The 22,848-nt window shown below is 59.5% G+C and carries 25 protein-coding genes and 1 pseudogene; 12 read left to right on the top strand and 14 right to left on the bottom strand.

The features are described from left to right. Positions 1 to 17 precede the first annotated feature (17 nt). Complete coding sequence (locus OQ460_RS10410) at positions 18 to 347, top strand: DUF6388 family protein (RefSeq protein ID WP_410021716.1); 330 nt, start codon at positions 18 to 20, stop codon at positions 345 to 347. Positions 348 to 441: 94 nt separating this feature from the next. Here OQ460_RS10410 and OQ460_RS10405 read toward each other — a convergent pair whose 3' ends face one another. The 3 genes from OQ460_RS10405 to OQ460_RS10395 all read right to left on the bottom strand — a co-directional run bounded on the left by OQ460_RS10405 (position 442) and on the right by OQ460_RS10395 (position 3,104). Continuing rightward, complete coding sequence (locus OQ460_RS10405) at positions 442 to 654, bottom strand: hypothetical protein (protein WP_410021715.1); 213 nt, start codon at positions 652 to 654, stop codon at positions 442 to 444. Positions 655 to 1,190: 536 nt separating this feature from the next. Next, positions 1,191 to 2,012 carry an aldo/keto reductase gene (locus OQ460_RS10400; protein WP_410021714.1) on the bottom strand — a complete coding sequence of 274 codons (822 nt, stop codon included), beginning with the start codon at positions 2,010 to 2,012 and terminating at the stop codon, positions 1,191 to 1,193. A 39-nt stretch (positions 2,013 to 2,051) separates the two neighbouring features. Next, positions 2,052 to 3,104, bottom strand: a complete 1,053-nt coding sequence (locus tag OQ460_RS10395) for an AraC family transcriptional regulator (RefSeq protein ID WP_410021713.1) — start codon at positions 3,102 to 3,104, stop codon at positions 2,052 to 2,054. A gap of 224 nt (positions 3,105 to 3,328) precedes the next feature. Between OQ460_RS10395 and OQ460_RS10390 the strand changes: the two genes are divergently transcribed. Then, positions 3,329 to 4,270, top strand: a complete 942-nt coding sequence (locus OQ460_RS10390) for a SphA family protein (RefSeq protein ID WP_410021712.1) — start codon at positions 3,329 to 3,331, stop codon at positions 4,268 to 4,270. A gap of 33 nt (positions 4,271 to 4,303) precedes the next feature. Here the strand turns inward: OQ460_RS10390 and OQ460_RS10385 are convergent, their stop codons facing one another. The 4 genes from OQ460_RS10385 to OQ460_RS10370 all read right to left on the bottom strand — a co-directional run bounded on the left by OQ460_RS10385 (position 4,304) and on the right by OQ460_RS10370 (position 8,440). Beyond that, positions 4,304 to 5,512 (bottom strand): DSD1 family PLP-dependent enzyme, encoded by a 1,209-nt coding sequence (locus OQ460_RS10385; protein WP_410021971.1) that lies wholly within the window; start codon positions 5,510 to 5,512, stop codon positions 4,304 to 4,306. 65 nt (positions 5,513 to 5,577) lie between these two features. Further along, positions 5,578 to 6,909: a D-arabinono-1,4-lactone oxidase gene (locus OQ460_RS10380; RefSeq protein ID WP_410021970.1), complete on the bottom strand. Its 1,332-nt coding sequence runs from the start codon at positions 6,907 to 6,909 to the stop codon at positions 5,578 to 5,580. 71 nt (positions 6,910 to 6,980) lie between these two features. Next, a complete protein-coding gene (locus OQ460_RS10375; protein WP_410021711.1) occupies positions 6,981 to 7,355 on the bottom strand; it encodes a c-type cytochrome in 375 nt (124 codons plus the stop codon). Positions 7,356 to 7,600: 245 nt separating this feature from the next. Beyond that, complete coding sequence (locus OQ460_RS10370) at positions 7,601 to 8,440, bottom strand: arylamine N-acetyltransferase family protein (RefSeq protein WP_410021710.1); 840 nt, start codon at positions 8,438 to 8,440, stop codon at positions 7,601 to 7,603. A gap of 160 nt (positions 8,441 to 8,600) precedes the next feature. On the opposite strand from OQ460_RS10370, the gene OQ460_RS10365 reads away from it, so the two are divergent. Next, entirely contained in the window at positions 8,601 to 8,849 is a 249-nt protein-coding gene (locus tag OQ460_RS10365; RefSeq protein ID WP_410021709.1) for a DUF6555 family protein, read from the top strand. A 50-nt stretch (positions 8,850 to 8,899) separates the two neighbouring features. On the opposite strand, the gene OQ460_RS10360 is transcribed toward OQ460_RS10365, so the two are convergent. Next, positions 8,900 to 9,109, bottom strand: coding sequence for a DUF6021 family protein (locus tag OQ460_RS10360; RefSeq protein ID WP_410021708.1), 210 nt, complete (start codon positions 9,107 to 9,109; stop codon positions 8,900 to 8,902). Positions 9,110 to 9,135: 26 nt separating this feature from the next. Next, a complete protein-coding gene (locus OQ460_RS10355; RefSeq protein WP_410021707.1) occupies positions 9,136 to 9,306 on the bottom strand; it encodes a hypothetical protein in 171 nt (56 codons plus the stop codon). Between the two features lie 172 nt (positions 9,307 to 9,478). On the opposite strand from OQ460_RS10355, the gene OQ460_RS10350 reads away from it, so the two are divergent. Then, complete coding sequence (locus OQ460_RS10350; protein ID WP_410021706.1) at positions 9,479 to 10,000, top strand: DUF3087 family protein; 522 nt, start codon at positions 9,479 to 9,481, stop codon at positions 9,998 to 10,000. A gap of 7 nt (positions 10,001 to 10,007) precedes the next feature. Here the strand turns inward: OQ460_RS10350 and OQ460_RS10345 are convergent, their stop codons facing one another. Continuing rightward, complete coding sequence (locus OQ460_RS10345; RefSeq protein ID WP_410021705.1) at positions 10,008 to 10,874, bottom strand: Dyp-type peroxidase; 867 nt, start codon at positions 10,872 to 10,874, stop codon at positions 10,008 to 10,010. 139 nt (positions 10,875 to 11,013) lie between these two features. Between OQ460_RS10345 and OQ460_RS10340 the strand changes: the two genes are divergently transcribed. Both OQ460_RS10340 and OQ460_RS10335 read left to right on the top strand, forming a co-directional pair. After that, on the top strand, positions 11,014 to 12,639 hold the full coding sequence (locus OQ460_RS10340) for an NADP-dependent glyceraldehyde-3-phosphate dehydrogenase (RefSeq protein ID WP_410021704.1): 1,626 nt from the start codon (positions 11,014 to 11,016) through the stop codon (positions 12,637 to 12,639). Between the two features lie 40 nt (positions 12,640 to 12,679). Beyond that, entirely contained in the window at positions 12,680 to 13,759 is a 1,080-nt protein-coding gene (locus OQ460_RS10335) for an FUSC family protein (RefSeq protein WP_410021703.1), read from the top strand. 228 nt (positions 13,760 to 13,987) lie between these two features. On the opposite strand, the gene OQ460_RS10330 is transcribed toward OQ460_RS10335, so the two are convergent. Then, positions 13,988 to 14,743 (bottom strand): TetR/AcrR family transcriptional regulator, encoded by a 756-nt coding sequence (locus OQ460_RS10330; protein ID WP_410021702.1) that lies wholly within the window; start codon positions 14,741 to 14,743, stop codon positions 13,988 to 13,990. Positions 14,744 to 14,888: 145 nt separating this feature from the next. On the opposite strand from OQ460_RS10330, the gene OQ460_RS10325 reads away from it, so the two are divergent. From OQ460_RS10325 to OQ460_RS10305, 5 genes are read left to right on the top strand one after another with little or no spacing between them, the layout of a single operon-like run. Continuing rightward, a complete protein-coding gene (locus OQ460_RS10325; protein ID WP_410021701.1) occupies positions 14,889 to 15,050 on the top strand; it encodes a hypothetical protein in 162 nt (53 codons plus the stop codon). 49 nt (positions 15,051 to 15,099) lie between these two features. Then, positions 15,100 to 15,807, top strand: coding sequence for an ABC transporter ATP-binding protein (locus OQ460_RS10320; RefSeq protein WP_410021700.1), 708 nt, complete (start codon positions 15,100 to 15,102; stop codon positions 15,805 to 15,807). Beyond that, positions 15,804 to 17,003, top strand: a complete 1,200-nt coding sequence (locus OQ460_RS10315; protein ID WP_410021699.1) for an ABC transporter permease — start codon at positions 15,804 to 15,806, stop codon at positions 17,001 to 17,003. Before OQ460_RS10320 ends, OQ460_RS10315 begins: the two co-directional genes overlap by 4 nt. Beyond that, positions 16,996 to 18,477 carry a TolC family protein gene (locus tag OQ460_RS10310; RefSeq protein WP_410021698.1) on the top strand — a complete coding sequence of 494 codons (1,482 nt, stop codon included), beginning with the start codon at positions 16,996 to 16,998 and terminating at the stop codon, positions 18,475 to 18,477. Before OQ460_RS10315 ends, OQ460_RS10310 begins: the two co-directional genes overlap by 8 nt. Continuing rightward, positions 18,467 to 19,732, top strand: a complete 1,266-nt coding sequence (locus tag OQ460_RS10305; protein WP_410021697.1) for an efflux RND transporter periplasmic adaptor subunit — start codon at positions 18,467 to 18,469, stop codon at positions 19,730 to 19,732. The genes OQ460_RS10310 and OQ460_RS10305 overlap by 11 nt, the downstream gene beginning before the upstream one ends. Before the next feature lie 170 nt (positions 19,733 to 19,902). On the opposite strand, the gene OQ460_RS10300 is transcribed toward OQ460_RS10305, so the two are convergent. Both OQ460_RS10300 and OQ460_RS10295 read right to left on the bottom strand, forming a co-directional pair. Continuing rightward, positions 19,903 to 21,327 (bottom strand): FAD/NAD(P)-binding protein, encoded by a 1,425-nt coding sequence (locus OQ460_RS10300; RefSeq protein WP_410021696.1) that lies wholly within the window; start codon positions 21,325 to 21,327, stop codon positions 19,903 to 19,905. 12 nt (positions 21,328 to 21,339) lie between these two features. Next, positions 21,340 to 21,461 (bottom strand): annotated as a pseudogene (locus tag OQ460_RS10295) (ABC transporter ATP-binding protein); the annotation flags it as partial. Positions 21,462 to 21,646: 185 nt separating this feature from the next. Here OQ460_RS10295 and OQ460_RS10290 point away from each other — a divergent pair. Next, on the top strand, positions 21,647 to 21,922 hold the full coding sequence (locus tag OQ460_RS10290) for a DUF1652 domain-containing protein (protein ID WP_410021695.1): 276 nt from the start codon (positions 21,647 to 21,649) through the stop codon (positions 21,920 to 21,922). 42 nt (positions 21,923 to 21,964) lie between these two features. On the opposite strand, the gene OQ460_RS10285 is transcribed toward OQ460_RS10290, so the two are convergent. Beyond that, positions 21,965 to 22,747 (bottom strand): SDR family NAD(P)-dependent oxidoreductase, encoded by a 783-nt coding sequence (locus tag OQ460_RS10285; protein WP_410021694.1) that lies wholly within the window; start codon positions 22,745 to 22,747, stop codon positions 21,965 to 21,967. Positions 22,748 to 22,848 lie beyond the last annotated feature (101 nt).

Below are 22,848 nucleotides of genomic sequence, written 5' to 3'. Positions count from 1 at the left end.
CATCATGGAGTAGCGTCTTGTCTGAACCTGGCGAAGCCCACCAGCATGCCCTGGATATCTTTCTGCAACAGCGCCCTGACTTGCGTGCCGAGCTGCAGACGCTGAACCCGCTGGCAGCGCAAGCCAAGAAAGAAACCATGGAGCAATACCGCGCCGAGCGCCTGCACGAGGCCTTTGAAGCAGAGGCCGAGCGCCTTGGGCTGTTTGCCTGGGAACTGACCCTGCAACTGGTCGCACGCTCGCCCGAGGAGTTCCAGGCGCGGCGCCTCGAAGTCCACAAGGAGGTCGCCCAGATGGCAGGCCTGAGCTGGGATGCGTACTGCCAGCTCCACGGACTAGCAGAGTGACGGTCTAGCCAACACTGAACCAGCGGGGAACCAGCTTTGGCAATTCGTCGTCAAGCCGCTGGCGCAAGCGCCCCGTCAGAAATGCAAACCCACCTCAACCCGGCTCATGATCGAGCAACGCTTGAACGCTGCCCGCACGTGCATTGAGCATCTTGCCCAGATGGCTGGCCACTGATGCCGCGATGCAGTCCTGCGGGCTGCGCCCATCCAGTGAATATGTCGTGCCGGCAAGACGCTCGAAAAGGCTGCAATATCGGGTCATGTCATTGATGGGTTTCTTGGGGGCTACCGAACCTTCTTTAGCCATGGCGCTAATCCTTTTCGTGGCTAGACAACTTATTCAAGTACCGCTTCGAGATCGAAGAGGCACAGCTTGCGATGGACATCTTCCTTGTGTTCACGCATGCCATTGCCTTGGGTAATATGTCGCAACAGCACCAAATTTTCAGCGGGCACTTTATCCAGCCTATCGCTGTTCAGCAAGTAGCCAAATGTCAGTTAAGGAGCTTCCTACAAGAATAATTATAGTTCCACAACAACTGATATAGCGCCGATCATAAAAACCAGAAAACCTTAACAAATAAATAGTTACGTAGATATCCTTGAAAAAGCCTTCAAACCAGGAGCCCTGGGTTTTAATCTACAAAACCCAATAGGCTTCGCAACTAACCGCACATATATGTACTACTAATCTCATAAACTAAGATCTGTTTTTTTGCACTACCCTGTTATTGGCAATATCACCACTGAGGCGACTTCATTTATCAGGCAAGGAAACCTGTCATGCCAGGGTCCGGGACGTCGAGTTCTGATGATTGACACAGTCGGGTTCCTGATCGCGCGTTACACCATTGCCAGCGGATGCTTGCGCTTGGGGGCGCCGAACACGCGATCAATGGCTTCCAGGTCGTGCTCATCAAGAACGACTTTGGCCGCGGCAGCGTTCAGCCGTACATGCTCAGGGGTTACTGCCTTGGGAATCGCAATCACGCCTGGCTGGCGCAGTACCCATGCCAGGGAGACCTGGGCCGGCGTCACGTCGTGACGCTGGGCGATCTGCTTGAGGGTAGGACTGGACAGCAACTCACCGCCCTGGGCGATTGGGCAGTACGCCATCAACGGCAGGTGGTGTTGCTGCCACCACGGCAACAGATCGAATTCGATACCGCGCTCCTGGATGTTGTACAGCACCTGATTGGTTGCGCAGGCCGGCGAAGCCAGTTCCTGGAGATCCGCCACGTCGAAGTTGGACACTCCCCAGCGCCCGATCTTGCCGGCCTCGCGCAGACGCTCGAATGCCTCAACCGTTTCTTCAAGGGGGTATTGCCCGCGCCAGTGCAAGAGGTACAAATCGATGCGCTCGGTACCCAGGCGCTGCAGGCTGGCATCGCAAGCACGGGGCACACCTTTGTGGCTGGCGTTATGAGGGTAAACCTTGCTGACCAGAAACACCCGGTCCCGTCGCCCGCGTATCGCCTCCCCGACAACCTCTTCGGCACCTCCCTCGCCGTACATTTCTGCGGTGTCGATCAAGGTCATGCCTTCGTCGATGCCCAATTGCAGCGCCGCTACCTCCGCGCCGCGCTGCGCCGGGTTTTCCCCCATGCGCCAGGTGCCCTGGCCGATGACAGGAACCGGGGTGCCCGCCAGATCAATGGTGCGCATACCAACCTCCAGATGAGTGTGGATTTGATAGTGTGGCATTCACAGGGCGAGGCTGCATGCAGACTTGCTCCCCTCCTCCCGGAAGGCACTCGGGCTAAGCCCTGTCCATCGTTTGAATGCCCGGCGAAAACTGCGTACGTCGCTGTAGCCAACCTCTTCGGTGATGCGCTCGATGGACAACCCAGGGTTTGCCAGCAAGCCCATGGTCCGCGCGCGGCGCACTTGCTCCAGCAACGCTTCGAACGTTAACCCGTGTTCGGTCAAGCGTCGTCGCAGCGTACGCCCGCTCATGTTCAAGTCACTGGCGATCTTCTCCAGTTGACTACCTTGCAAGTCCCTGGAAATGGCCCGTTCTACCGCCTGGATCAAGTCGAGCTTTTGGTGCAGATGGGCGCTTTCCAATTCCAGCAATTCCAGGGCCTGACGCAGTGCCAGGGCATGATGATTCGGTAATCTGCGCTCCAGCCAGTGCGGGGCCAGAATCATGCGGTTATGCAGGCAACCAAAGCCAACGTTGTCACCGAACAACCGGCGGTACTCATCGGCATACGTGGGTGCCGCGTGCATGAACTCCATGCGCAAGGGCATGAAATCCTGCCCCACCAGTGTCCGACCGTAGACCATAAGGCTGGCGAAGAATTCTTCGGCGGCGAACACCTGGACCTCGGCGTAGGGCAATAGACAATCGATGTCGACACACACTTGGTGCGCATCTTCATGGATGCGCGAGGTGGCGATGCCGCCGCAAGCCTGTTGATGCCGCTCACCGATGGTAAAGGCATCGCGCAATGTCTCGCACAATGAAATGACATGCCCCAGCAAGCCCAGGGTGCCCAGTACGTTCTGGTTGCCGACACACAACCCCAACCCCTGGCCAGGCAGCACCTTAAGGGCGCGCTGGATCATCGCCACTGCCTGGCGATAGGAAATACGCTGGGATGGGTCATCCAGGTCCGCCAGCATAAATCCCAGGCCACGGCACAGGGACGGGGCGTTAGCGCCTTTCTGTGCAACGACGTGCCCCAGGGTTTGCAGGAGAAACGGCGAGACCAGAGCCACTTCATAGTGCGAATCAACGGCTTTGCTGTGCATGGATCTTCCATTCCCGACTGAGTACTTCAGCTCTTGTTTTAGAAACATCCCGACAATCATAGGCCCTTGCAAGGATCGCCGCACTCTGAACTGAAACTGTCCGCCAAAGCCCCCTATCTGTCCGCCAATACCCTGCCATGCAAGACGCCAAGCGCTTATTTCTATGGGCCAGGCTCTCGTGGAGCCGACGATGCATAAATCCAACAATAATAATGGGCACAGCCATGAATCCGAACCGCGTGTTCCACCCGCTGTATCTTGCCTTGATGGCGCTTACCAGCCTGCCGGCCCTTGCCACGGAAGGCGGCGTGGACAATATCGGCACTGGCACCGACGGTTTCTACATCTTGCCGCTGGATGTCAACAACCTGCCGGACCACATGTTCGCCTTCAATCTCTACTACAACCATTACGAAGCCAAAAAGCTGAACATCAGCTCCCTGGGCGGCAAAGTGCCAGAAGTGAAGATCCAGTCCGATGCGATCATTCCGCGCCTGGACTACCTCAGTCCGGTGCGCGTGCTTGGCGGGAGGCTGGGCGGCTACATCGCCCAGCCGTATATCAAGCAACAAGTGGCGCTGTTCGGTATGTCCGATCAGCGCGAAAGCATGGGTGATACGACCGTTGCACCGATCATTCTGTGGGACATGGGTAAAAACCTGACGCTCGCCGCCGCAGTGGAAATCACCCTGCCGACCGGCGAATACGATGCCACGCGCCTGGCCAATACGAGCAATAACTTCTACACCTACAAGCCGCTGTTTTCCGCGACCTGGCTACCCAACGAACGCACTGAGCTATCGATCAAGACCACCTACAGCTTCAACAAGGAAAACCACGACACCGACTACCGTTCAGGGCAGATTTTTCACTTCGACTACTCCGCCAGCTACAAGCTGACCGACACCCTGAGCCTGGGCCTGAATGGCTACTACCTCAAGCAAACCACCGACGATAAACAATATGGGCGCACCGTCACCGATGTCTTTGGCCAGGAGGTCAACGATGGCGTGCGGGGCCAAGTGTTTGCCATCGGGCCGGCGGTATATTTCACCTTCCTCGAGTACGCCAGCGCAGAGATTCGGTGGGCCAAGGAATTTGATGTGGAGAACCGGCCTGAAGGCGACATGCTATGGGCGAAACTGACAATTCCGTTTGCACTGTAGACACGCTCAAGGGGGGAGCCGATTGGCTCCCACTCATGAATAAACCGGCCATGACTCAACGATCTTGCCACCTCGCACCGCCAGCAGATCGCCGAACTGCAACAGCACCGACTCGCTCTGGGTAGGCCGCAGAAAAACCTGGTCTTCCACCCCCAGCCCCACCGATGGCGAGCCATTGACCATCTCCTGATTGGAGCTGCGACCATACAAAGAGTTGCTTCGAAGCCCGGCCGGTGACTCGAACTCGGCCATCCAGTTGCCGCCATAGATAAAGTAGGTGGCGCGCAGGTTACGGTCCCACCACGAGAGCAGTCGCGACTTGTCATCGAGTGCCGGGATATTCACCGCACCGGTGCTTTTCAGCACTGGCGTGGCGATGTAAACCGCTGGCACATGGTCGCCAAGGGCGGGTAAATCGTAATGCGTCGGCTTGAGCAAGCCGGTGCCCACCGATACCTCGCTGCTCAGTTGTTCTTGTTCATGTATTCGGTAGCTGGGGCTGCCAGCCGTGTTGAGTGTCAGCCCGTCGTGCCACAACGGCGCGAAATGCCGGCGGGTATAGTCAACACAGCCCTGGTAGCGCTGCATGACTTTGTCGAACAGCGCCTGGGGCGAGCCAAGAATTCCCGGCACACCCATGCCGACGAAGGGGTCGTAGCCCATGAAACCGGCAAACTCCAGATGCTGTGGATGTGCGCTGACCAATCCGAGCATTTGCCCCAACACCCTGTTGTCGCTGACGCCGCCGCGATGCAGCCCCACATCCAGTTCGATATTGACCCGCAAGCGCGTACCCAATCCCTGGGCCAGCGCCAGGTATTGTTGCAGCCGCTCGGGTGTATCGAGCAACCATTGCAACTGGCGCGCAGGATCGAACGCGCCCTTGTGACTTTGATAAAACAGTTCGGCAGAACGCACCGGAAGCGGTTTGCCCAGCAGGATGTCGGCCTGTGGAAACAGCAGCGCATCATGATTCAGAAACGGTTGATGGAAGGACATCAGCCGCTGCGTGCCGGCACGCTTGGCGATATAGGCCAGCAGACCCGGTGACGGCAGGGACTTCTCCACCAGGCGCAAATGCTTGCCGCCACGTTGGACCGATTGCATCACCACATCGATGTTGTGATCCAAGCGATCCAGGTCGATCACTATCACCGGGCGCATTGGCCCATGGGCCTTGAGTTCCCGGTTCAACCGACTGAAATACTCACCGTAGGGCGCGCCCCGCTCGGCGGGACGCAACATCGCTGCGCCCGCCGCCAGCACGGCGCCGGCCCCTAAGGTGCCGAACATAAAGTTGCGACGATTCATCCGGCAACTCCCAGTATTGATGACAGGTGCGCGTTAAGGAATTTCCCACCAGGATCGAGAGCCTGGCGCACCCGTGCAAATTCGTTCCAACGTGGATACAACGCCTCCAGGCTGCGAGCATTTAGGGTGTGCAACTTGCCCCAGTGAGGCCGACCGGCGTATTTCCAGAAGATCGGCTCCACCGCCGCGAAGAAGTTGTGATGGTCCATGGTGTAGTGTTGGTGTACCGAAATCGCGCAGCTATCGCGCCCCTCGAACATGCTCAAGGGGATGTCATCTGCCTTGACGTAGCGGTACTCGATGGGAAACCAGGTGCGCAGGTCCTTGTCACGGATCAACTTGAGAATCTCACGCAAGCAGGCCGGCCCGTGTTCGGCGGGAACCGAATATTCCATCTCATTGAAGCGCACATTGCGTACGTTGGCGTAGACCTGGAACGACTCGGCCACCCGGTCTTCAAAGCTTGCGAAATGGCGCAGGCCGTTAAGCAATGTACGCCGCGTCTCGGGAAAATCGCTGACGTACTTGTCGAGATTTTCGATGATCGACACAAACTCGTTACCGCTCCCCTGCGCGGGGTCAGTGACTGGGGTTTGGGGGTCGGTGGTTTCGTTCAGGGCAATGGACAAGGCGTAGTCGGAATGCGTCACCACCAGCATTTCCCAATGTTGATTGGCCCGGGTGTTGGTTTCGATGTCTTCCAGCAGCTCTTCGGTCCTGGCGATCCACTGGCGCTCGCGCAGGCGATACGGCGTACGATTTTGCAGGCGAACCTGGGTGGTCACCCCGAGCGCGCCCAGGGATACCCGCGCGGCATTGAAGACCTCGCCATGGTGCTGAGCGTCACAATCAAGCACCTCGCCCTGGGCGTTCACCAACTGCAACCCGCAAACCAGCCCGGAGTACGAGGTAAAACCCACGCCTGTGCCGTGGGTCGAGGTAGCTATCGCGCCCGCCAGCGTCTGGTAATCGATATCCGCCATGTTCGGCAGCGCCTGGCCAATTTCCTTGAGCACCGGTCCCATGCGTGACATCGGCGTACCAGCACCGAAGGTGGCTTGCAGGCTGGCGCTATCGTGATCAAGCAAGCCGTTGAAAAAACTCAAGGACAGCAATGTACCGTCAGTGGGCACCAGGGCACTGAACGAATGACCGGAACCCACGGGCCGGATCTGCCCCGGCGCCTGACGGACCACCTGTACCAACTCGTCGAGATCCTTGGGCGCCAACCGTGCCAGAGGCAGGCAACTCTGCGCCCCCGACCAGTTGCGCCACGGGATCAGCCTCGGTGCCCGGGCCAATTGCGCCAATAAAGGATTACTGGCCAGGGCCAGGAATGTGCCGGCTATCGCCGAGCGTTGCAGCAGTTGCCGCCGTGAAAGCGCCATCACCTACTCCACTATTCCGATTGGCCGTGAAGGCCGGCCATAAAGCTGATCAGGGCCATGAACTGTTCCTCGGAACACTGCATGCATTGCCCCATGGGCGGCATGCCGTTGTAGCCGTTGATTGTGTGATCCAGCAGCGTGTCCATGCCTTGGGCAATACGCGGGCTCCAGGCCGAGACATCACCGGTCAGAGGCGCGCCGGCTGTCGGGTTGGCGTGGCAGAGCTTGCAACTGGTGTCATAGATCCGGGCCAGGTCCACATCGCGTGGCATGCCACTGACAGCCGTGGCACGTTCGGGGGGAGGTTGCGGCGCGTCGTCACAGCCGGTCAACAGGCTGTGCAGGGCAAGCAGTAAAGCAATGCGACGGCAGGACGTTGACCACATGGCCACTCTCTCTTCTCAGGCTATGGAAAGCTGGTTCCACACTAAGGCAGCAGTGGTACGACGTTGAGGGTATTGGGGGACAAAAAGGGGGGCTTGGGCGGACACAACCCAGTGCAGGAACGGCCCCACACTGGGCTCAATACACCCTCAAGAAAGCGCGGCTAACCTTGAAACCCTGCGCGTCACGCTTGAATCTGGCGCGACCGTCGAGGGTGTGACGGACCCTATTCCAACGCGCATAGCCTTCAAGCTGAAGGAGTACTCAACATTTTCACCACGTTCGGTCGCAACTGCGGATCCTCGGGCAAACGCAGTCCAAAGCTGTTTTCCAGCAGTGCGAGCAATTGATCCGCATCCTCAATGGAGCGTTTTTCGCTGTCTCGACCCAGATAATGGACAGCGTAGTTACCGTTATTCAAGGTACGGCGCAGGCCAGGGCCGATCAGCGCGACTTTCAACTGCCCGAGAAACGGCGACTCGGGATGAGTACACACATACCAGTTGCCGATCTCGTAATCGAAGTGCGCCTGCATTTGCAGGTCAAACACATAAAGCCCGCGCCATTCCCCGCCGACTTGCGCCCACAACGTGTAACTGCCCTCCTTCACGGTCAAGCGATAAGGCTCATGAGGCGTGGCCTGGGGTTGCTCGTTATCCAATTGCAACGGACTGCTGGGCACCATGCCGCCAAAGCCGACGTCGGTTATGTAACGCACGCCGTCCAGTGTCACCAGGCTCAGGCGATGGGTGCGCGGCGTGAGTGCATCAGGCGGGCCGCCCATTATCACGCGGCCGGTGATGCCGCGCGCCTCGAAACCCAGCTCCTGCAGCAGAGCCAGAAACATCTGGTTCAGTTCGTAGCAATAGCCGCCGCGCCCGTCCAACAGGACCTTTTGCTCGACGCTGGGCAAATCGATAGGCACCGGTAAACGCAATAGGCTTGAGAGCGTTTCGAAGGCGAAGGTGCTGACATGACGCAACTGCAGCTCTGCCAGGGTTTGCAGGGTCGGGGGCGGCGGCGCGTCGTACCCCAGGCGTTGCAGGTACAGACGGCTGTGGGTCAGACGTGGAGAATCCTGAGACATGGCGCAATCCTTGAGCGCTGGGCGAAGGCAATACTAATACCCGGAACCAGGTTTGTTGCCAATTGTGATCTGGATCAACTGAACACCTGGTTGCGCTACAAACTTTCTGAACCTTTCTGAACCCTATCGAATCCATTTCATATCAACACAGGGAGTCGATATGAGTACCGCAACGATCTACACCATCCACTACCGACTGCACGGCGAAGACAAATCCTTCGTGGTGCGGGCCGAAGTGATGAACAATGCTGAAGCATGGCACTGGGCCAGCTGCGATGCAGGTGTTGCTCACGTTGGTCGCATCGGCCGGCCCGGCCATGAGCGCACCAAGAAAACCACGCGACCGTGGGCGGAAAAATACGGTATTACCGATGTGACATGGGTTGCACCCAAGCGCTTTGGCGAGTGAGTGAATATGTCCTGCAGGGCGTTCGCATCGAACGCCCTGCAGGTTTTTTATCAAGGTTTCAAATTACCCAAGGGGTCATAGGGAGTTTTGGGGGCGGGCGCCTTGTGCTTTTCCTTATCCAGCGGCGCAATCGCCGGGCCTACCGGATCGACCTGCGGGTCAGCCACATCCGGGGAGTCTGGATCGAATCCCAACTCGTCGCGGTCAGTGGCATGCTCTGACGAATGCGGGCCGTCAGGCTTTTCAGAATGTTCAGTCATACCAATCTCCTGGGCTCGTCGCGTCGTCAAAGCACACGGGCCTTATCGTGTAGATGCTCAAGATTCTCGTCCACCTGCTCTCGCTCACGCTTGACCGGGTCGTTGGGGCGATTGGCATCGTTATCGCGCTCCACCTCCCCCGGCATGATGGGTTCGTCGGGGTTGTCGGTGCCGGGTTGCTGCTGATAGCAAGTCATGGCCTACCTCACTTGAATATCCATTGCACACAGGTGTTAGAGAAAACCCCGGCGGCCATCGTTCAACTTGAGTGCCGGGTGGTCTGATCGACTTTCTCACTACAGCCGTAAACCATGAGAAGATGCCGCGCGGTTCAATGCCCCTACTTCCTTCATGGAGACTGCACCCCGGATGTTCGAGATCAAACCTTTCGATCCGCAAGCCTATCGCCGACAGACCCGCCGCAGCACCATGCTCGTCGCGGTGATATTCGTGGCCCTGGCCATGCTGCTGTCGAGCCTGGCAGTGATGCTGTTTGGCGAACCCGGCGGCGATAACTTTCGCTTCAACGTCGGCGGCGTTCTGGCTGGCGTGGTGCTGACCGTGGCACTGGTGCGCGGCCCGTTCTGGTCCCAGGCATGGCTGGCGCCTGCGGTATACGGCTGGCAACTCAAGCGCAACCTGATGCGCGTGACCAACCTCATGCACAAGGTGAATGAACAGGTCCAGGCCAACGACCCGTCAGCGATCAAGCTGTTGCGTTTCTACCACCTGGGCCTGACTCAAATGCATGAACTGGACGCCAATTCCAGCGCCCAGGCGCAACTGGTACGGGACATGGATGCGCACAAGGCAAAGATGCAAGCACTGGGGATCGAACTGGAGCAGCCACGCCTGGACCCGGCGTGGCTGGAAGCGGTAAAAGGCCGTTGAGCAGCGTTCAGCCCGCCAACAAGGCACCCAGGTCCAGTCGTCCGTCCTTGAGTGGCGGGCACCAGTAATAGCCGCCGGTCAACGGTTTACTGATGCGATACAGCCCATCGACGATCCCGTCCTCCAGACCGCTCATGCGTCGCAGTTGAGCTTCAAACGCGTCAAAGGAGTGCCCGAATGCGAGGAACATAAGCCCCGCCTGGCCATTTTCTGCCCATGGCATGGAGCGGCGTACAACAAAAGCTTTGGGGCTGAAGCTTTCCTGGGCGGTACGCTTGACGTGGGCGGACTCCGGGGCGTCGTCCAGTTCTTCGTTATCGCCGTGGCGGCGACCAATGATGTGATCACGCTCCTGGGCAGGCAGCGCGGCGAAACCGTCCAGATCATGCTGCCATTGCTGGATCGCGGCGAAGCTGGCGCCACTTGCCCCTACTGCTGCTTCAATTGCAGCATCGTCGTGGGGGTTTTCGGTGCCGTCTTCATAGTCAGTCAGGTCGAAACCGGTCTTGTAGCGAAAGCCTTCGGTCATCTGCACCAGGCGAAAGGCCGGCGCCAGGACTTTTTCCATGGCCCGGCTGCGCATCAGCAGTTCACCACGGTCCTCGCCGTGCAGCCAGCACCACAATGCCTGCTGGGTGGACGGATTATCGGCGCCCGGACCGCTCACGTGGGGAAAGCTGCGCAGCCCATCGACCTGCACACCCAGGGCATTGACCAGCGGCTCACCGAAACCCACCACCACTGCCGAATCGGCCCACTGCACAAGCGCATCGAGCGCAGCAGGTACGGCGTCAATGGACGCGACGGCAAAAAACAGATGGCGTGCCTGCAAAGGCACCGGTGCAGCAAGAATGCCCGGCTGGTACTGACTCATGTGAACTCCTTCAAGTAAGCCCGGCAGTTTACCCGGCGAGCGCCGCTGTGCGTAGTGGATAACGCGTAAGCCTTGCAACAGAGCCCTTGGATGGAGGAATCTCTAACCCAAGCTGCGCAATCACTCCAGGGGAAGTCACATGACCACCGATCTCTTGTTTGCCAATCTGTTTCCCACCGCCAACGACATTCCCGAACAATTCCGACTCCCGGCCCCGATCGAACAGCGTGACTATCTGGTGGACGGCCAACTACGCACATGGGACGGTCCCTTGGCCCAAGTACGCAGCCCGGTGCAGCTGAAGGGGCCGGACGGCGACACGCCGGTGATCATCGGCAGCACGCCGCTGCTGGATGCCGACACCGCCCTGACCGCCCTCGATGCCGCCGTACGCGCCTATGATCGCGGCCAGGGCCAATGGCCGACGATGCGTGTGGTTGAACGTATCCAGCATGTCGAAGCCTTTTTGCGGCGCATGCGCGAACAGCGCGATGGCGTGGTGAAACTGCTGATGTGGGAAATCGGCAAAAATCTCAAGGACTCGCAAAAAGAGTTCGACCGTACCTGCGACTACATCACCGACACCATAAACGCCCTCAAGGAGCTGGACCGCCGCTCCAGTCGCTTCGAGCTGGAACAGGACACCCTTGGGCAAATCCGCCGCGTGCCGCTGGGTGTGGCGTTGTGCATGGGCCCTTACAACTACCCGCTCAATGAAACCTTCACCACCCTGATTCCAGCGCTGATCATGGGCAACACCGTGGTATTCAAGCCCGCCAAACTCGGGGTGCTGTTGATCCGCCCGTTGCTGGAGGCGTTTCGCGACAGCTTCCCGGCCGGCGTGATAAACGTGATCTATGGCAGTGGCCGCGAAACCGTCAGCGCGCTGATGGCCAGCGGCAAGATCGATATCTTCGCGTTTATCGGCACCAACAAAGCCGCCAGCGACCTGAAAAAGCTGCACCCGCGCCCTCACCGCCTGCGCGCGGCCCTGGGGCTGGATGCGAAGAATCCGGGGATTGTATTGCCCGAGGTAGACCTGGATAACGCAGTCAACGAGGCGGTCACCGGATCGCTGTCGTTCAACGGCCAGCGCTGCACAGCGTTGAAAATCCTCTTCGTGCATGAGGATGTAGTCGCAAGCTTTATCGAAAAATTCAACCACAAGCTGGCGACGCTCAAGCCCGGCATGCCTTGGGAGGACGGTGTCTCCCTGACCCCCCTGCCAGAGCCCGGCAAGGTCGACTACCTGCATGCCCTGGTGGCCGACGCCCAGGCCCACGGTGCCAGCGTGATGAACACCAACGGCGGCGCCAGTCGCGGTTCGTTTTTCTACCCGGCAGTGCTCTACCCGGTGAGTCCGCAGATGCGGGTCTACCATGAGGAGCAGTTCGGTCCTGTGGTACCGATCGTGCCCTACCGCGACCTGGATACAGTGATCGACTACGTGCTGGAGTCGGATTTCGGCCAGCAACTGAGCATCTTCGGCATCAACCCAGTGGAAGTCGGGCGCCTGGTGGATACCTTCGCCAATCAGGTCGGCCGGATCAATATCAATGCCCAATGCCAGCGCGGGCCGGACACTTTCCCGTTCAACGGGCGCAAGAACTCGGCCGAAGGCACGTTGTCAGTGCATGACGCCTTGCGCGTGTTCTCGATCCGCACCCTGGTTGCTACCAAGTTCCAGGAAAACAACAAGGACTTGATCAGCGACATCATTCGGGATCGCGCTTCGAGCTTTTTGACCACGGACTATATTTTCTGACATCGCACCTACTGTAGGCGCGAGGGGGATGCCTTGACCCATGAAGTTTCTGCCTGCTGTACGCCTGCACCCTTTTGCCCGGCGCTTGTTGCGCCCACTACTGGATCCCTATCGCCGCTACCGCCACGCCAGGTTGATCCATGCGATCCGTGTTTCCATCGGTTTGCTGGCAACCATCCTGTTGACCACTGGCCTCAATGTGCCCCATGGCGAGTGGGCCTCAGTGACCATGCTGGTTGTGATCGGCGGTTTGCAGCACCACGGCAATATCGGCAAGAAATCCGTCGAGCGCGCCTATGGCACGCTGATCGGAGCCAGCGTCGGCCTGGCGCTGGTCGCCCAACAGGCCTACCTGGGCGTGCCGCTATTGACGTACCTGCTGATGTCCGTGGTCTGTGGGTTCTTTTCCTACCACGCCATCGGCAAGGGTGGGTATACCGCGCTGCTGTCGGGGATCACCGTGTTCATCGTCGCCGGCCATGGTGACAACCCGCTGTCCGATGGCTTGTGGCGCACTGTCGACATTCTGATCGGCATCGCCCTGGCCCTGGCATTTTCCTTCGCCCTACCGCTGTACGCCGTATATTCCTGGCGCTACAACCTGGCCAGTGCACTGCGCGATTGCGCCACAACCTACAACCGGATCATCAGTGGCCAATCGGTGACCGATGACGAGCACCTCAAACTGCTCAACCGTTTGAACGCAGCGATGCTGCAACTGCGCTCGTTGATGCCTTCGGTATCCAAGGAAGTGCGGATCTCCATGACGGAGCTGGACTCGATTCAGCGGCACTTGCGCATGTGCATCAGCACTCTGGAGATCCTGGGTAACACGCGCCCCGATCCTCGGGATGAACAGGCGATGGCACGGATGCAAGTGGCGCTCAAGGCCGAGCATCGGCAAATTCGGGTGCAGTTGATCGCAATGGCCCGGGCGTTGCAGTCGGGGGCGACCGAACGTCTGGAACGTGCCAGCACTGTGCCAGTCACCGAAACGGTCATGGAAACGCCCGTCCACAGCGCACTGGATGGTTATCGTCTGTTGACGTTGCAGCTGGCAGTGAACGTGGACGCAATGCGCGGTCGATTGGCTAAAAGTGCCGGCAGGTGGAAGATTTAGGCGCGATAACAAATTTGCTGCAATACATACAACTTCTCTTACATTTTTTTCACGCTTTGTTCACATCCCCAGCCGTACTGTGAAGCCTCATCCGTTACAAACGCTTCACATCAAGCCCGCCGCCCCAGCGGGCTTTTTTTTGCCTGGGTTTTGGCGGATTGGTTAACGGCTGGCGGGGATAAAGCATGCAACAGCACCTGGCCGGCTCGTTGCGAGCCGGCCAGATTATCAGCGAACCATCTTGCTGGGGGCCGGTGCCGGGGCTTGTTCACGAATCGCACGCTGGGTATCCAGCACCCGTGCCAGGGCCGTTTCGGCTTCGGGGCTTTGCTGAGGGACACGAATGGCCGCCGAGACCAGGGTAATCAGCTTGGCCATGACTTCGGCGTCAGTGGCCGGGCGGCCCAAGCTCATGGAGTTCATCAGCAAGCGCAGTTCGGTGCCGGCCATGACCCCAGAGATCGCCTTGAGGGCAAACTGCAGGCGCACGCCCAGCTCATTGCGTGGCAGGTCCGGCAAGGCCAGCGCGAAGGCTTCGAAAAAACGCTGGAACACCGGCTGGTAATGAACCTTGAGGTACTCCTGGATAAACGGTGAAGTATCGCTGTAGACCCGCCCCAGGAAGCGAATGAATGAGCGGCCTTCCCCACTTGAAGGGTCGCTGCGCTCCAGGCCCATGGCCGGCGCGAACAGCACGCCAAGCAAGGTGTCGCAGTCCAGCGGGCCATCGGATTCGGCCTCGCAACGCGCAAGCAACTCGAGGCGCTGCTCGTTGAGCGGCTCCAGGCGTTGCATCAACAGGGTTTTCATCAGGGAATCCTTGTCCCCGAAGTGGTAATTCACCGCCGCAAGATTGACCTGGGCCTTCTCGGTAATCTGGCGCAGTAGAACGGCGTCATAGCCGTACTTTATGAAAAGAGCCTCTGTCGCATCCAGCAATCGAGTCTTGGTAACGTTTGGAGCGCTGAGTTTCTTCGCGACCATAAAAGTTCCACGGCGGAATGTTGTTTTAAAAAAAAATTTGATTTTTTATACCGGGGCCGCTGATCGAAAGCAAGTAGTGACACAGCGCCATACTATCCAAAGGCCCTGCCGAACGGCTTGTCGACGCCTTTTCAGGGCTGGAATCATGGTTTTTCGTGCCAGGATCTTCCTGCGCGAAAAAGCGCAAACCGCTCTATCTCTGTGGCTGGCGAAGCCTGTTGATCAAGGTTACTATTCAAACAATGTTTTAAAAAACAAGAATAAAAACCAACTGTTGGCAACCGTCTGGCGCCCCCTGAACTTGTAACAAGAATATTCAGGAAGACCGACGGATCGCCGTAGCGCAAGGCGTAGTCATGATGACCAGCACCCCAACGCTCCCAGGCTTTATTTCCCTGCAAGGCATCGGCAAGAGTTATCGACTGGCCGGACAGCACCTGGCAATTCTCAATGACGTCAGCCTGTCGATCAGCAGTGGCGACAGTTGCGGCATTCTCGGCGCCTCCGGTTCGGGTAAAAGCACCCTGCTCAATATTCTCGGCCTGCTCGACTTGCCCGACTGCGGAGCGTACTGCTTTGCCGGCCATGACATTTTCAACGCAACCCCCGATCAGCTCGCCGCGATCCGCAACCAGCAGATCGGCTTCGTGTTCCAGAGCTTCAACCTGCTGCCGCGTCTCAGTGCGCTGGACAATGTCGCCCTGCCCCTGAGTTACCGGGGTGTCTCGCGCCATGACTCGGTAGAGCGCGCCCTGCACATGCTTGATCAAGTCGGCCTGGCCGAGCGCGCCCATCATCGCCCCGCCGATCTTTCCGGCGGCCAGCGCCAACGGGTGGCGATTGCCAGGGCATTGGTGGGGGCGCCGTCAGTGATTCTCGCCGATGAGCCCACCGGCAACCTCGATAGCCACACCGCCCAGGAAATCATGGACCTGCTGCTGGCCCTCAACCGCGAGCAACACGTCACGCTGATTATCGTCACCCATGATCCACACATTGCCGAACGCCTGAATCGCAAGATCCTGGTACGCAATGGCGTCGTGCAAGAGGCCCCACGCCTATGAGCCTGCGGGTCGAACAGAGCCTGAGCCAATTGCTGCACGAGGCATTCGTCAGCCTGCGGACCCTGGGCAAGCGTTCGGTCCTCGCGTTACTGGGAATCGTGATCGGTAGCTCATCGGTGGTGGCGCTGATCAATATCGGCCACAACGCCGCCGAAGATGCCGCGATGATTTTCAAGGACATGGGCACCGACACCCTGGTGGCGCAGTTCCCACCCAAAAGCAACAGCAACGCGGCGAGGCCTGCCAGCCTGGATCTGCAAGCGGTGCGTGACGCCGTACCGCAAATTACCCATATCGGCGCCATTACCCTGTTCAGTGGCCCGGTGGTATTTCAAGGCCACACCACCAACGCCAGCCTGGTGGGCAGCACTCCCGACCTCAAGGACGCCATGCGCCTGTCGCTGCGTGCTGGCCGGTTCCTGTCCGAATTCGATGATGCACAAACCTATGCGGTGGTGGGCGAACACATCGCCCAGGCGTTGAGCGCACCGGGTAACCCGCTGCAGTTGGGCGATCGCGTGCGGATTAATGATTACCTGTTCCAGGTCATCGGCATTCTCCACAACCAGCCACGGGCGATGCTGATTCCGGTGCAAGCCAACGACTCGCTGTTCATTCCTGCGCCGGGCATGCGTCGCATCTCTTCGACGCCACAGGTCGGCAGCGTGGTGATTCGCGCCGCCGCCGGCCAGGACATGGAGCGCGTCGCCGCTCAAGCCGCTGCAGCATTGCGGGCACAGTTCACCGAACATGACGTCGACATCCAGGTGCCGCAACAAATGATCGATGGCATGACCCGCCAGAGTCGCACCTTTGCCTACCTGTTATTGGCCCTGGGCGCCATCTCGCTGGTGGGCGGTGGCGTCGGGGTGATGAACGTGATGCTGATGAACGTCTCTGAGCGGCGCCGGGAAATCGGGATTCGCATGGCCCTTGGCGCACGCCAGCGCGACATCCGCAACCTGTTCCTGCTCGAAGCGGTGACCCTGACCGCCGTCGGTGCGTTATGCGGGGCAGTGCTGGGCATGAGCGCCGCTTACCTCTATGCCTGGCTCTCTGGCTGGCAATTTTCCATGGCCGTCGCCGCCTTGCCGCTGGGCGTGGGCAGTACCTTGTTGGTGGGGTTGTTTTTCGGCATTTACCCGGCCATCTCGGCATCACGGCTACAACCCGTGGAGGCCCTGCGTGATGAATAAATCGCTGCTGTTGCTCCTCACCCTGGCAAGCCTGCCCAGCCTCGGCGCAGATGTGGTGATCCGCCCATCGGCGCCGACCATCACCCGCAGCAGCTATGAGCGCAGCGTATCGCTCAACGCTCAGGTCACCACGTTGACCCTGGGTGACGCCGTGTACCTTGGGCTGCGCAACAATCCCGGCATCCGCAGCGCCTACCTGCAGCGCGTGGCGCAGAAGTTTGACCTGCGGGTGGCTGAAGATACATTCAACCCCAAGCTGATGCTCAACAGTTATTACCGCAGCACCCAGGGCTCCGAAGATCGTGCACGCAACGCCAACCTGGCACCCGCCGCGACCCTGCTGGGAGAGTATGGGACCCAGCTGAGCATGGCCTGGACCCAGCAGTTGAACAATGCCGATCGTGCCGGACGCTATCGTAGCGACGGCCTGGACCTGGCAATCATCCAGCCGCTGATGCGCGGTGCCGGCTGGGACGCCACCACTGCACCGCTGCGCCTGTCGCGCCTGGCGGAACAGGCCAACCGGCTTAACCTCAAGGCAAACGTGGCACAGACCATCAGCCAGATTATTGCCAACTACCGTGAGTTATTGCGTGCCCAGGAGCAACTGAGCATCAGCCAGGAGGCACTCAAGCGCTCCACTGCCTTACTGGACGTGAACAAGGCACTGATCGATGCCGGGCGCATGGCCGAGTTTGAAATCGTGCAGACCGAAGCCGACATCGCCACCCAGCAATTAAGTGTCGAGGAAGCCCAGAACCAACTGGATATCAGTCGCCTGGCACTCTTGCGCCTGTTGGCACTGGACCTGTCGACACCGATCCGCGCCACCGAAGCCCTGGAGGCCTCGCGCATGGACATCGATAAGCGCCAGGCCTTCAACCTGGCCCAGAACCAGCAGCCGGAATACCTCGCCACACTGCTCGGCAGCCAGCAGGCCGATCTCAATCTGGTGGTGGCCAAGGATTCCGGGCGCTGGCAGGTCAACCTGGTGGCCGGCGCCAACCAGGTGCGTGCCGCCACCAACAACCAGACCGGCAACACCCATGACCGACGCTGGGACAGCTATACCGGGATCCAGCTGCAGATTCCGATTGGCGACATCAGTACCCGGCAGGCCGAGGTGCGCGCGCGGGTGAATGTGGAGAACCAGGCCATTCTCATCGCGGACGCACGCCAGGAACTGGAGCGCAACGTCAACAACGTGGTGCGCGACCTCGGCACTCGCTGGCGCCAGTATGAAATCGCCCAGCGCGCGGTTGAACTGTCCAGGCGCAAGATCGACATTGAGCGCGACAAACTCAGCGCCGGACGCTCCACTAACTTCCAGGTGCTGAGCTTCGAAGCCGACCTGCGTAACGCCGAAAATTCGCGCCTCAATGCGTTGATTGCCTATTTGAATGCTCAGACCCAGCTCGACCTGACCCTGGGCATGACACTGGAAAGCTGGGAAATCGCCCTCAATGACTACTAATCGAAAACGCCTGCTGGGTGCTGGTTTGCTGGTGCTGCTGGGGTGCGCCGGGATCGTGCTGGTCAACCTCCAAAACCCTGGCACCGAACCTACCATCGGCACTGCCGAGCAATGGCTGGCGGTGAAGAACGATCCGCTGGTGCATCAAATCGGCCTGGTGGGCAAGATCGAACCTGACACCACCATCACCCTCACCGCACCGTTCGACGGCAACGTGCTGGACAATCTGGTGCAGCAGGGGCAACGGGTCGAGGCCGGCCAAGTGCTGCTGCGCATGGACCCGGCGACGCTCGAAGTGCAATTGCGCGATGCGCTTTCGGCCCAACTCAAGGCCCGTCGCACGGTGCAGGAGATGCAAGACTGGGACAGCGGCCAGCAAGTCAGTCGTGCCCGACGCAGCCTGCGTACCGCGCAAATGGCTACCGACAATACCCAGCGCAAACTCACCGAAAGCGAAAACCTCTTCAAACGCGGGATCATCCCGCGCAATGAACTGGACGACCTCAAGCAGCAGTCCAGGCAGCAACAGCTGGACTTGGCAGCGGCGCGCAGTGAACTGCAACAGACCCTGGAGCAAGGCAAAGGTGAGTATCGCCAGATCGCCGACATGGAGCTGACCAACGCTACAGTGAAATATGAGGCCTTGCGCACCCTGCTCGATGGCAAGGAAGTCAAAGCACCCTTCTCCGGCATCATCGTCCCGGGGCCGGGTAGCAACGGGCCGCAGGGTTCAGGCAGCAACAACGCGCCAGTGCAGGCCGGCAGCAAGGTCAACCAGGGCCAGGTTCTGTTCGGACTGGCCAATATCGAACGCCTGAAAATCATCGCCAATGTCTCTGAGCTGGATATCAACCAGCTGCATCAAGGCCAGGCTGTGGAAGTCATGGGAGACGGTTTCGACGGCGAACGCCTGAACGGTTCGGTAAGCGTGGTCAGCGGGCTGGCCATCTCCAGCGATAGCCAGGGTAGTGCGCAATTTCCGGTGACATTGTCGATCCCCACGCTTACACCGCAGCAGTTGCAAAAGGTTCGCCTGGGCATGAGCGCCAGGTTGACCATCGTCACATACAGCAATGACCAGGCCATCGTGGTCCCGGCCCAGGCGATTCGCCGCAATGGGAATGGCATGAGCGTGGAGTATCGGGCGGCGATGGATAAGCCAGTGGAGCGAGTGCCCGTGACCACTGGCCAGTCCACGGCGGCGGGCGTCGAAGTGTTTGGACTCAAGCCAGGCTTTGTGAAGACTGACTATTGAAAGCATGTCTCAGGGTGCCAGCCTTCCCCAAAGATGGGTGGACTTGTGTGGGAGCGGGCTTGCTCGCGATGGCGCAGAGTCAGTCAAAGCAGTCACGGCTGGCCCACCGCAATCGCGAGCAAGCCCGCTCCCACATTTGCACGCATGCGCTCCCCCTGGTGCCTGCAAAATCAGGTCGTCCTCACCAATCGCGCCGCCAACGCTTTGGCCTGTAGCGCCACGTCCGTCACCGCCGTGCTTTCCCACCACACTCCCCGCAACGGTGGCCCCATGGCGAACAGTCGCTGGCTGGCAAGACCCTGCGCATCCACAACCGCTCCGGATACATCCGCAGCGATCCCCAACGCCAGCGGCCCGGGCTGCACCAGGCCACGCGCCAATAATTGCTGCGGCAATGGCCGGGCCACTCGGCGCCAGTCGTATTCAATGCCGCTGGAATTGATCAACGCAGCGCCGCGAACCAATGTCGTGTGCTGCTCACCACGACGACGCAGGCGCAGAATGACGTCACCGTTTTGCGAAGGCTCCAGTCCCTGAAACGAGGCAGCCTGGATACGCAACCGCCCTTCCCCGTGCAGTCGCGCCACCAACTCGGCACTCAAGGGCGGCGAGCGGTGATGGTGACTTTCCCACCAGGGCCGTACATGGCGCACGAACTGACGCTTATGCCGCTCACTGGCCTGGCTCCACAACCGCCCGATGTGCGCACGTACGGTGTCCAGCGGCGCCTGCCAGTCGATACCCTGATGCACCGCACACCGGCATTGCCGGCGCACTTCCCGCAGCAATTGCCGGGGGCTGCACAGGCTCTGGTCTTCGGCCAGGAAATCTACCCAGGCCGGCGGCTGGCGGCGCACATGGGGCAGCAGGCCATGGCGCGAGAAGACTTCGATGGGACCGCGATGACCGGCCTGATCCAGCGACACCACCGCATCCACCATGGTCAGGCCGGAACCGATGATCAGCACCGTCGATTGCGGGTCCAATTGACGCATCGCGCTCACGTCCCAAGGGTCGACGGCGGCTGCGTTCAGTCCGCTGGAGGCAGTCTGCGGCGTGCGCGCCGCCGGGAACATGCCAGTGGCCAACACCGCAAACTCGCCGCGCAGCCACTGGCCGTCGCTCAACGTGAGCAAGGTCGAAGACACCTGCACCTGCAAATCGATCACTTCGGCACGGATATGTTCGACACTGGACGTCGACTGCGCCTTAGCCTCAGCCAGGCGCTGTTGCGCATACAGGCCAAACATCCCCCGCGGCACAAACAGTTCGCTGACGGGCACGTGCTGTTGGTCTGACTCCGGCCAGCCACCGGCCGCGATGTAGGCGGTCAACCATTGGGTCAAGTCGTCGGCGTTGTCCGGGTCGACACTCATGCGCGCCGCATTGCCGTTAAGGGTGTGGCCCAGTTCCACTGCGCTATAGGCTTCACCACGCCCCAGTTCTGCACGCGGCTCGATCACCAGAACCCGTCGCGTACCAGGCAAGCGCAGCAGCTGCACCGCCAGCATCGTACCGCTCAAGCCGCCCCCGACGATCAGCACATCAGCGTTACGGATGGCGCCGTTCACCTGTGCCCGCTCGGTTTCACTCATGAAAATGCGCCCTTACTGTGTGCCCAAGTAAATATCGTGTAAATCGCCCCGCGCCAGCAACCCGGCGGCTGTGCCACTGAGAACTATGCCCCAGTATCCAGCACCTGAGCCTGGGACGCATAGTCGAGCGCCAGACAGCCCCGCATCAAGGGTTGTGCCCGACACCATTCGTCGGGCCCTGCGAACATCTGATTAAACTCCCACCTCGCCACACACCTCTTAGTTAAACACCCGATCGCTTTCGTTCCGGGTGCGCTGCGTCAACGACGTCAACTCGCCTGCCGGCGTAAAACTGAGGGATCAGTACGGGGTCAGCATCATGAATAACTTAGGGTTGTCGATACTTGAATTAAGGTGCCTGATCGAAAAGGCCTTCCTCCCGGACCGCTGTATCTGCGAATGCCCCGACGGCAAGACCCTGCATCTTGAACTGAGCAGTTTCGCTCAGCCGACGGTGCCTACGTGGGTTACCAGTATTCCCATCAGCGATCTGGATTCTTTTCGGGTTGTGGCCGATTTGATTGCCAAGGCACGCTACGAACTGACCTGCGCGCACGCCCAACCAGCCGCTCGCCAGCCTGCCAGTCGATATTGACGTCAGGCTGGTCAGTGGGCTGTGTTTAACCGGGACGAGGATTTATACCCAACCGCCGTCGACGATAAAGTTCTGCGCAGAGCACATCGCCGACACATCAGAGGCCAGGAACAGCGCCATATTGGCAATATGCTCGGGTTGCACACTGCCGGGCAGGCACTGACTGCGACGGATCAACTCACGTGCCGTGTCATCGACCCACAGCGCCAGTTGTTTTTCAGTCATTACCCAGCCGGGAACCAAAGTGTTGACGCGGATATGCCAAGGTCCCAGTTCCCGTGCCAGGCCCCGGGTCATGCCGTGGGTCGCCGCTTTGCTCGCGGCGTACACCGGATAGCCGCCCGAAGCCATCATCCAGCCAATCGATCCCAGGTTGATGATCGCGCCCTGCCCCGCCGCTTTCATCATCGGCACTACCGCCTGACTGGCAAAAAAAGCGTGCTTGAGATTGACGCCAATCAGCTTCTCGAACATTTCCCCGTCAATTTCCTCAAGGGTGTGCCGGACATCATTGGCCGCGTTGTTGACCAGCACGGTGATCGGCCCCAGCGTGCGCGCCAGGTGCGCGATTGCAGCCTGATAGGCGCGCTCATCGGTGATATCGCAGTGTACAAATTCAACGCCATGGCCCTGGGCGGATAACTGCCCAGCCAGGTGTTCACCCGGCGCCTTGGCCAGGTCGACGAATCCGACCTTTGCACCCTGTTGTGCAAAGGCGCGCACCAGCGCTTCGCCGATGCCCGAGGCGCCACCGGAAACCAATACGGTTTTACCTTTCAGATCGGCATACACCGCCTGAGTGCCTGCCACCTTTTCATTATTCATACAATGCTCACCCATCCAATTAGTCTTATTTTATATTGCAAAAAAGCCTTTAACCGCTATAGATTTGCAGTGCAATCACACTATATCTGCAAATTAGTAGA

Origin of the sequence: Pseudomonas imrae (assembly GCF_046352735.2) — a bacterium.
Taxonomy (GTDB): Bacteria; Pseudomonadota; Gammaproteobacteria; order Pseudomonadales; family Pseudomonadaceae; genus Aquipseudomonas; species Aquipseudomonas imrae.
This window is presented reverse-complemented; position numbering and strand designations above follow the sequence as displayed.

What these genes read in the sequence shown, in the direction of transcription:
- OQ460_RS10405 (WP_410021715.1), bottom strand. Translation starts at nt 654, where the DNA reads ATGGCTAAAGAAGGTTCGGTAGCCCCCAAGAAACCCATCAATGACATG.
- OQ460_RS10335 (WP_410021703.1), top strand. Translation starts at nt 12,680, where the DNA reads ATGAAGTTTCTGCCTGCTGTACGCCTGCACCCTTTTGCCCGGCGCTTG.
- OQ460_RS10310 (WP_410021698.1), top strand. Translation starts at nt 16,996, where the DNA reads ATGAATAAATCGCTGCTGTTGCTCCTCACCCTGGCAAGCCTGCCCAGC.
- OQ460_RS10340 (WP_410021704.1), top strand. Translation starts at nt 11,014, where the DNA reads ATGACCACCGATCTCTTGTTTGCCAATCTGTTTCCCACCGCCAACGAC.
- OQ460_RS10360 (WP_410021708.1), bottom strand. Translation starts at nt 9,109, where the DNA reads ATGACTGAACATTCTGAAAAGCCTGACGGCCCGCATTCGTCAGAGCAT.
- OQ460_RS10400 (WP_410021714.1), bottom strand. Translation starts at nt 2,012, where the DNA reads ATGCGCACCATTGATCTGGCGGGCACCCCGGTTCCTGTCATCGGCCAG.
- OQ460_RS10365 (WP_410021709.1), top strand. Translation starts at nt 8,601, where the DNA reads ATGAGTACCGCAACGATCTACACCATCCACTACCGACTGCACGGCGAA.
- OQ460_RS10325 (WP_410021701.1), top strand. Translation starts at nt 14,889, where the DNA reads ATGGTTTTTCGTGCCAGGATCTTCCTGCGCGAAAAAGCGCAAACCGCT.
- OQ460_RS10370 (WP_410021710.1), bottom strand. Translation starts at nt 8,440, where the DNA reads ATGTCTCAGGATTCTCCACGTCTGACCCACAGCCGTCTGTACCTGCAA.
- OQ460_RS10350 (WP_410021706.1), top strand. Translation starts at nt 9,479, where the DNA reads ATGTTCGAGATCAAACCTTTCGATCCGCAAGCCTATCGCCGACAGACC.
- OQ460_RS10345 (WP_410021705.1), bottom strand. Translation starts at nt 10,874, where the DNA reads ATGAGTCAGTACCAGCCGGGCATTCTTGCTGCACCGGTGCCTTTGCAG.
- OQ460_RS10300 (WP_410021696.1), bottom strand. Translation starts at nt 21,327, where the DNA reads ATGAGTGAAACCGAGCGGGCACAGGTGAACGGCGCCATCCGTAACGCT.
- OQ460_RS10290 (WP_410021695.1), top strand. Translation starts at nt 21,647, where the DNA reads ATGAATAACTTAGGGTTGTCGATACTTGAATTAAGGTGCCTGATCGAA.
- OQ460_RS10330 (WP_410021702.1), bottom strand. Translation starts at nt 14,743, where the DNA reads ATGGTCGCGAAGAAACTCAGCGCTCCAAACGTTACCAAGACTCGATTG.
- OQ460_RS10305 (WP_410021697.1), top strand. Translation starts at nt 18,467, where the DNA reads ATGACTACTAATCGAAAACGCCTGCTGGGTGCTGGTTTGCTGGTGCTG.
- OQ460_RS10375 (WP_410021711.1), bottom strand. Translation starts at nt 7,355, where the DNA reads ATGTGGTCAACGTCCTGCCGTCGCATTGCTTTACTGCTTGCCCTGCAC.
- OQ460_RS10320 (WP_410021700.1), top strand. Translation starts at nt 15,100, where the DNA reads ATGATGACCAGCACCCCAACGCTCCCAGGCTTTATTTCCCTGCAAGGC.
- OQ460_RS10395 (WP_410021713.1), bottom strand. Translation starts at nt 3,104, where the DNA reads ATGCACAGCAAAGCCGTTGATTCGCACTATGAAGTGGCTCTGGTCTCG.
- OQ460_RS10315 (WP_410021699.1), top strand. Translation starts at nt 15,804, where the DNA reads ATGAGCCTGCGGGTCGAACAGAGCCTGAGCCAATTGCTGCACGAGGCA.
- OQ460_RS10285 (WP_410021694.1), bottom strand. Translation starts at nt 22,747, where the DNA reads ATGAATAATGAAAAGGTGGCAGGCACTCAGGCGGTGTATGCCGATCTG.
- OQ460_RS10355 (WP_410021707.1), bottom strand. Translation starts at nt 9,306, where the DNA reads ATGACTTGCTATCAGCAGCAACCCGGCACCGACAACCCCGACGAACCC.
- OQ460_RS10390 (WP_410021712.1), top strand. Translation starts at nt 3,329, where the DNA reads ATGAATCCGAACCGCGTGTTCCACCCGCTGTATCTTGCCTTGATGGCG.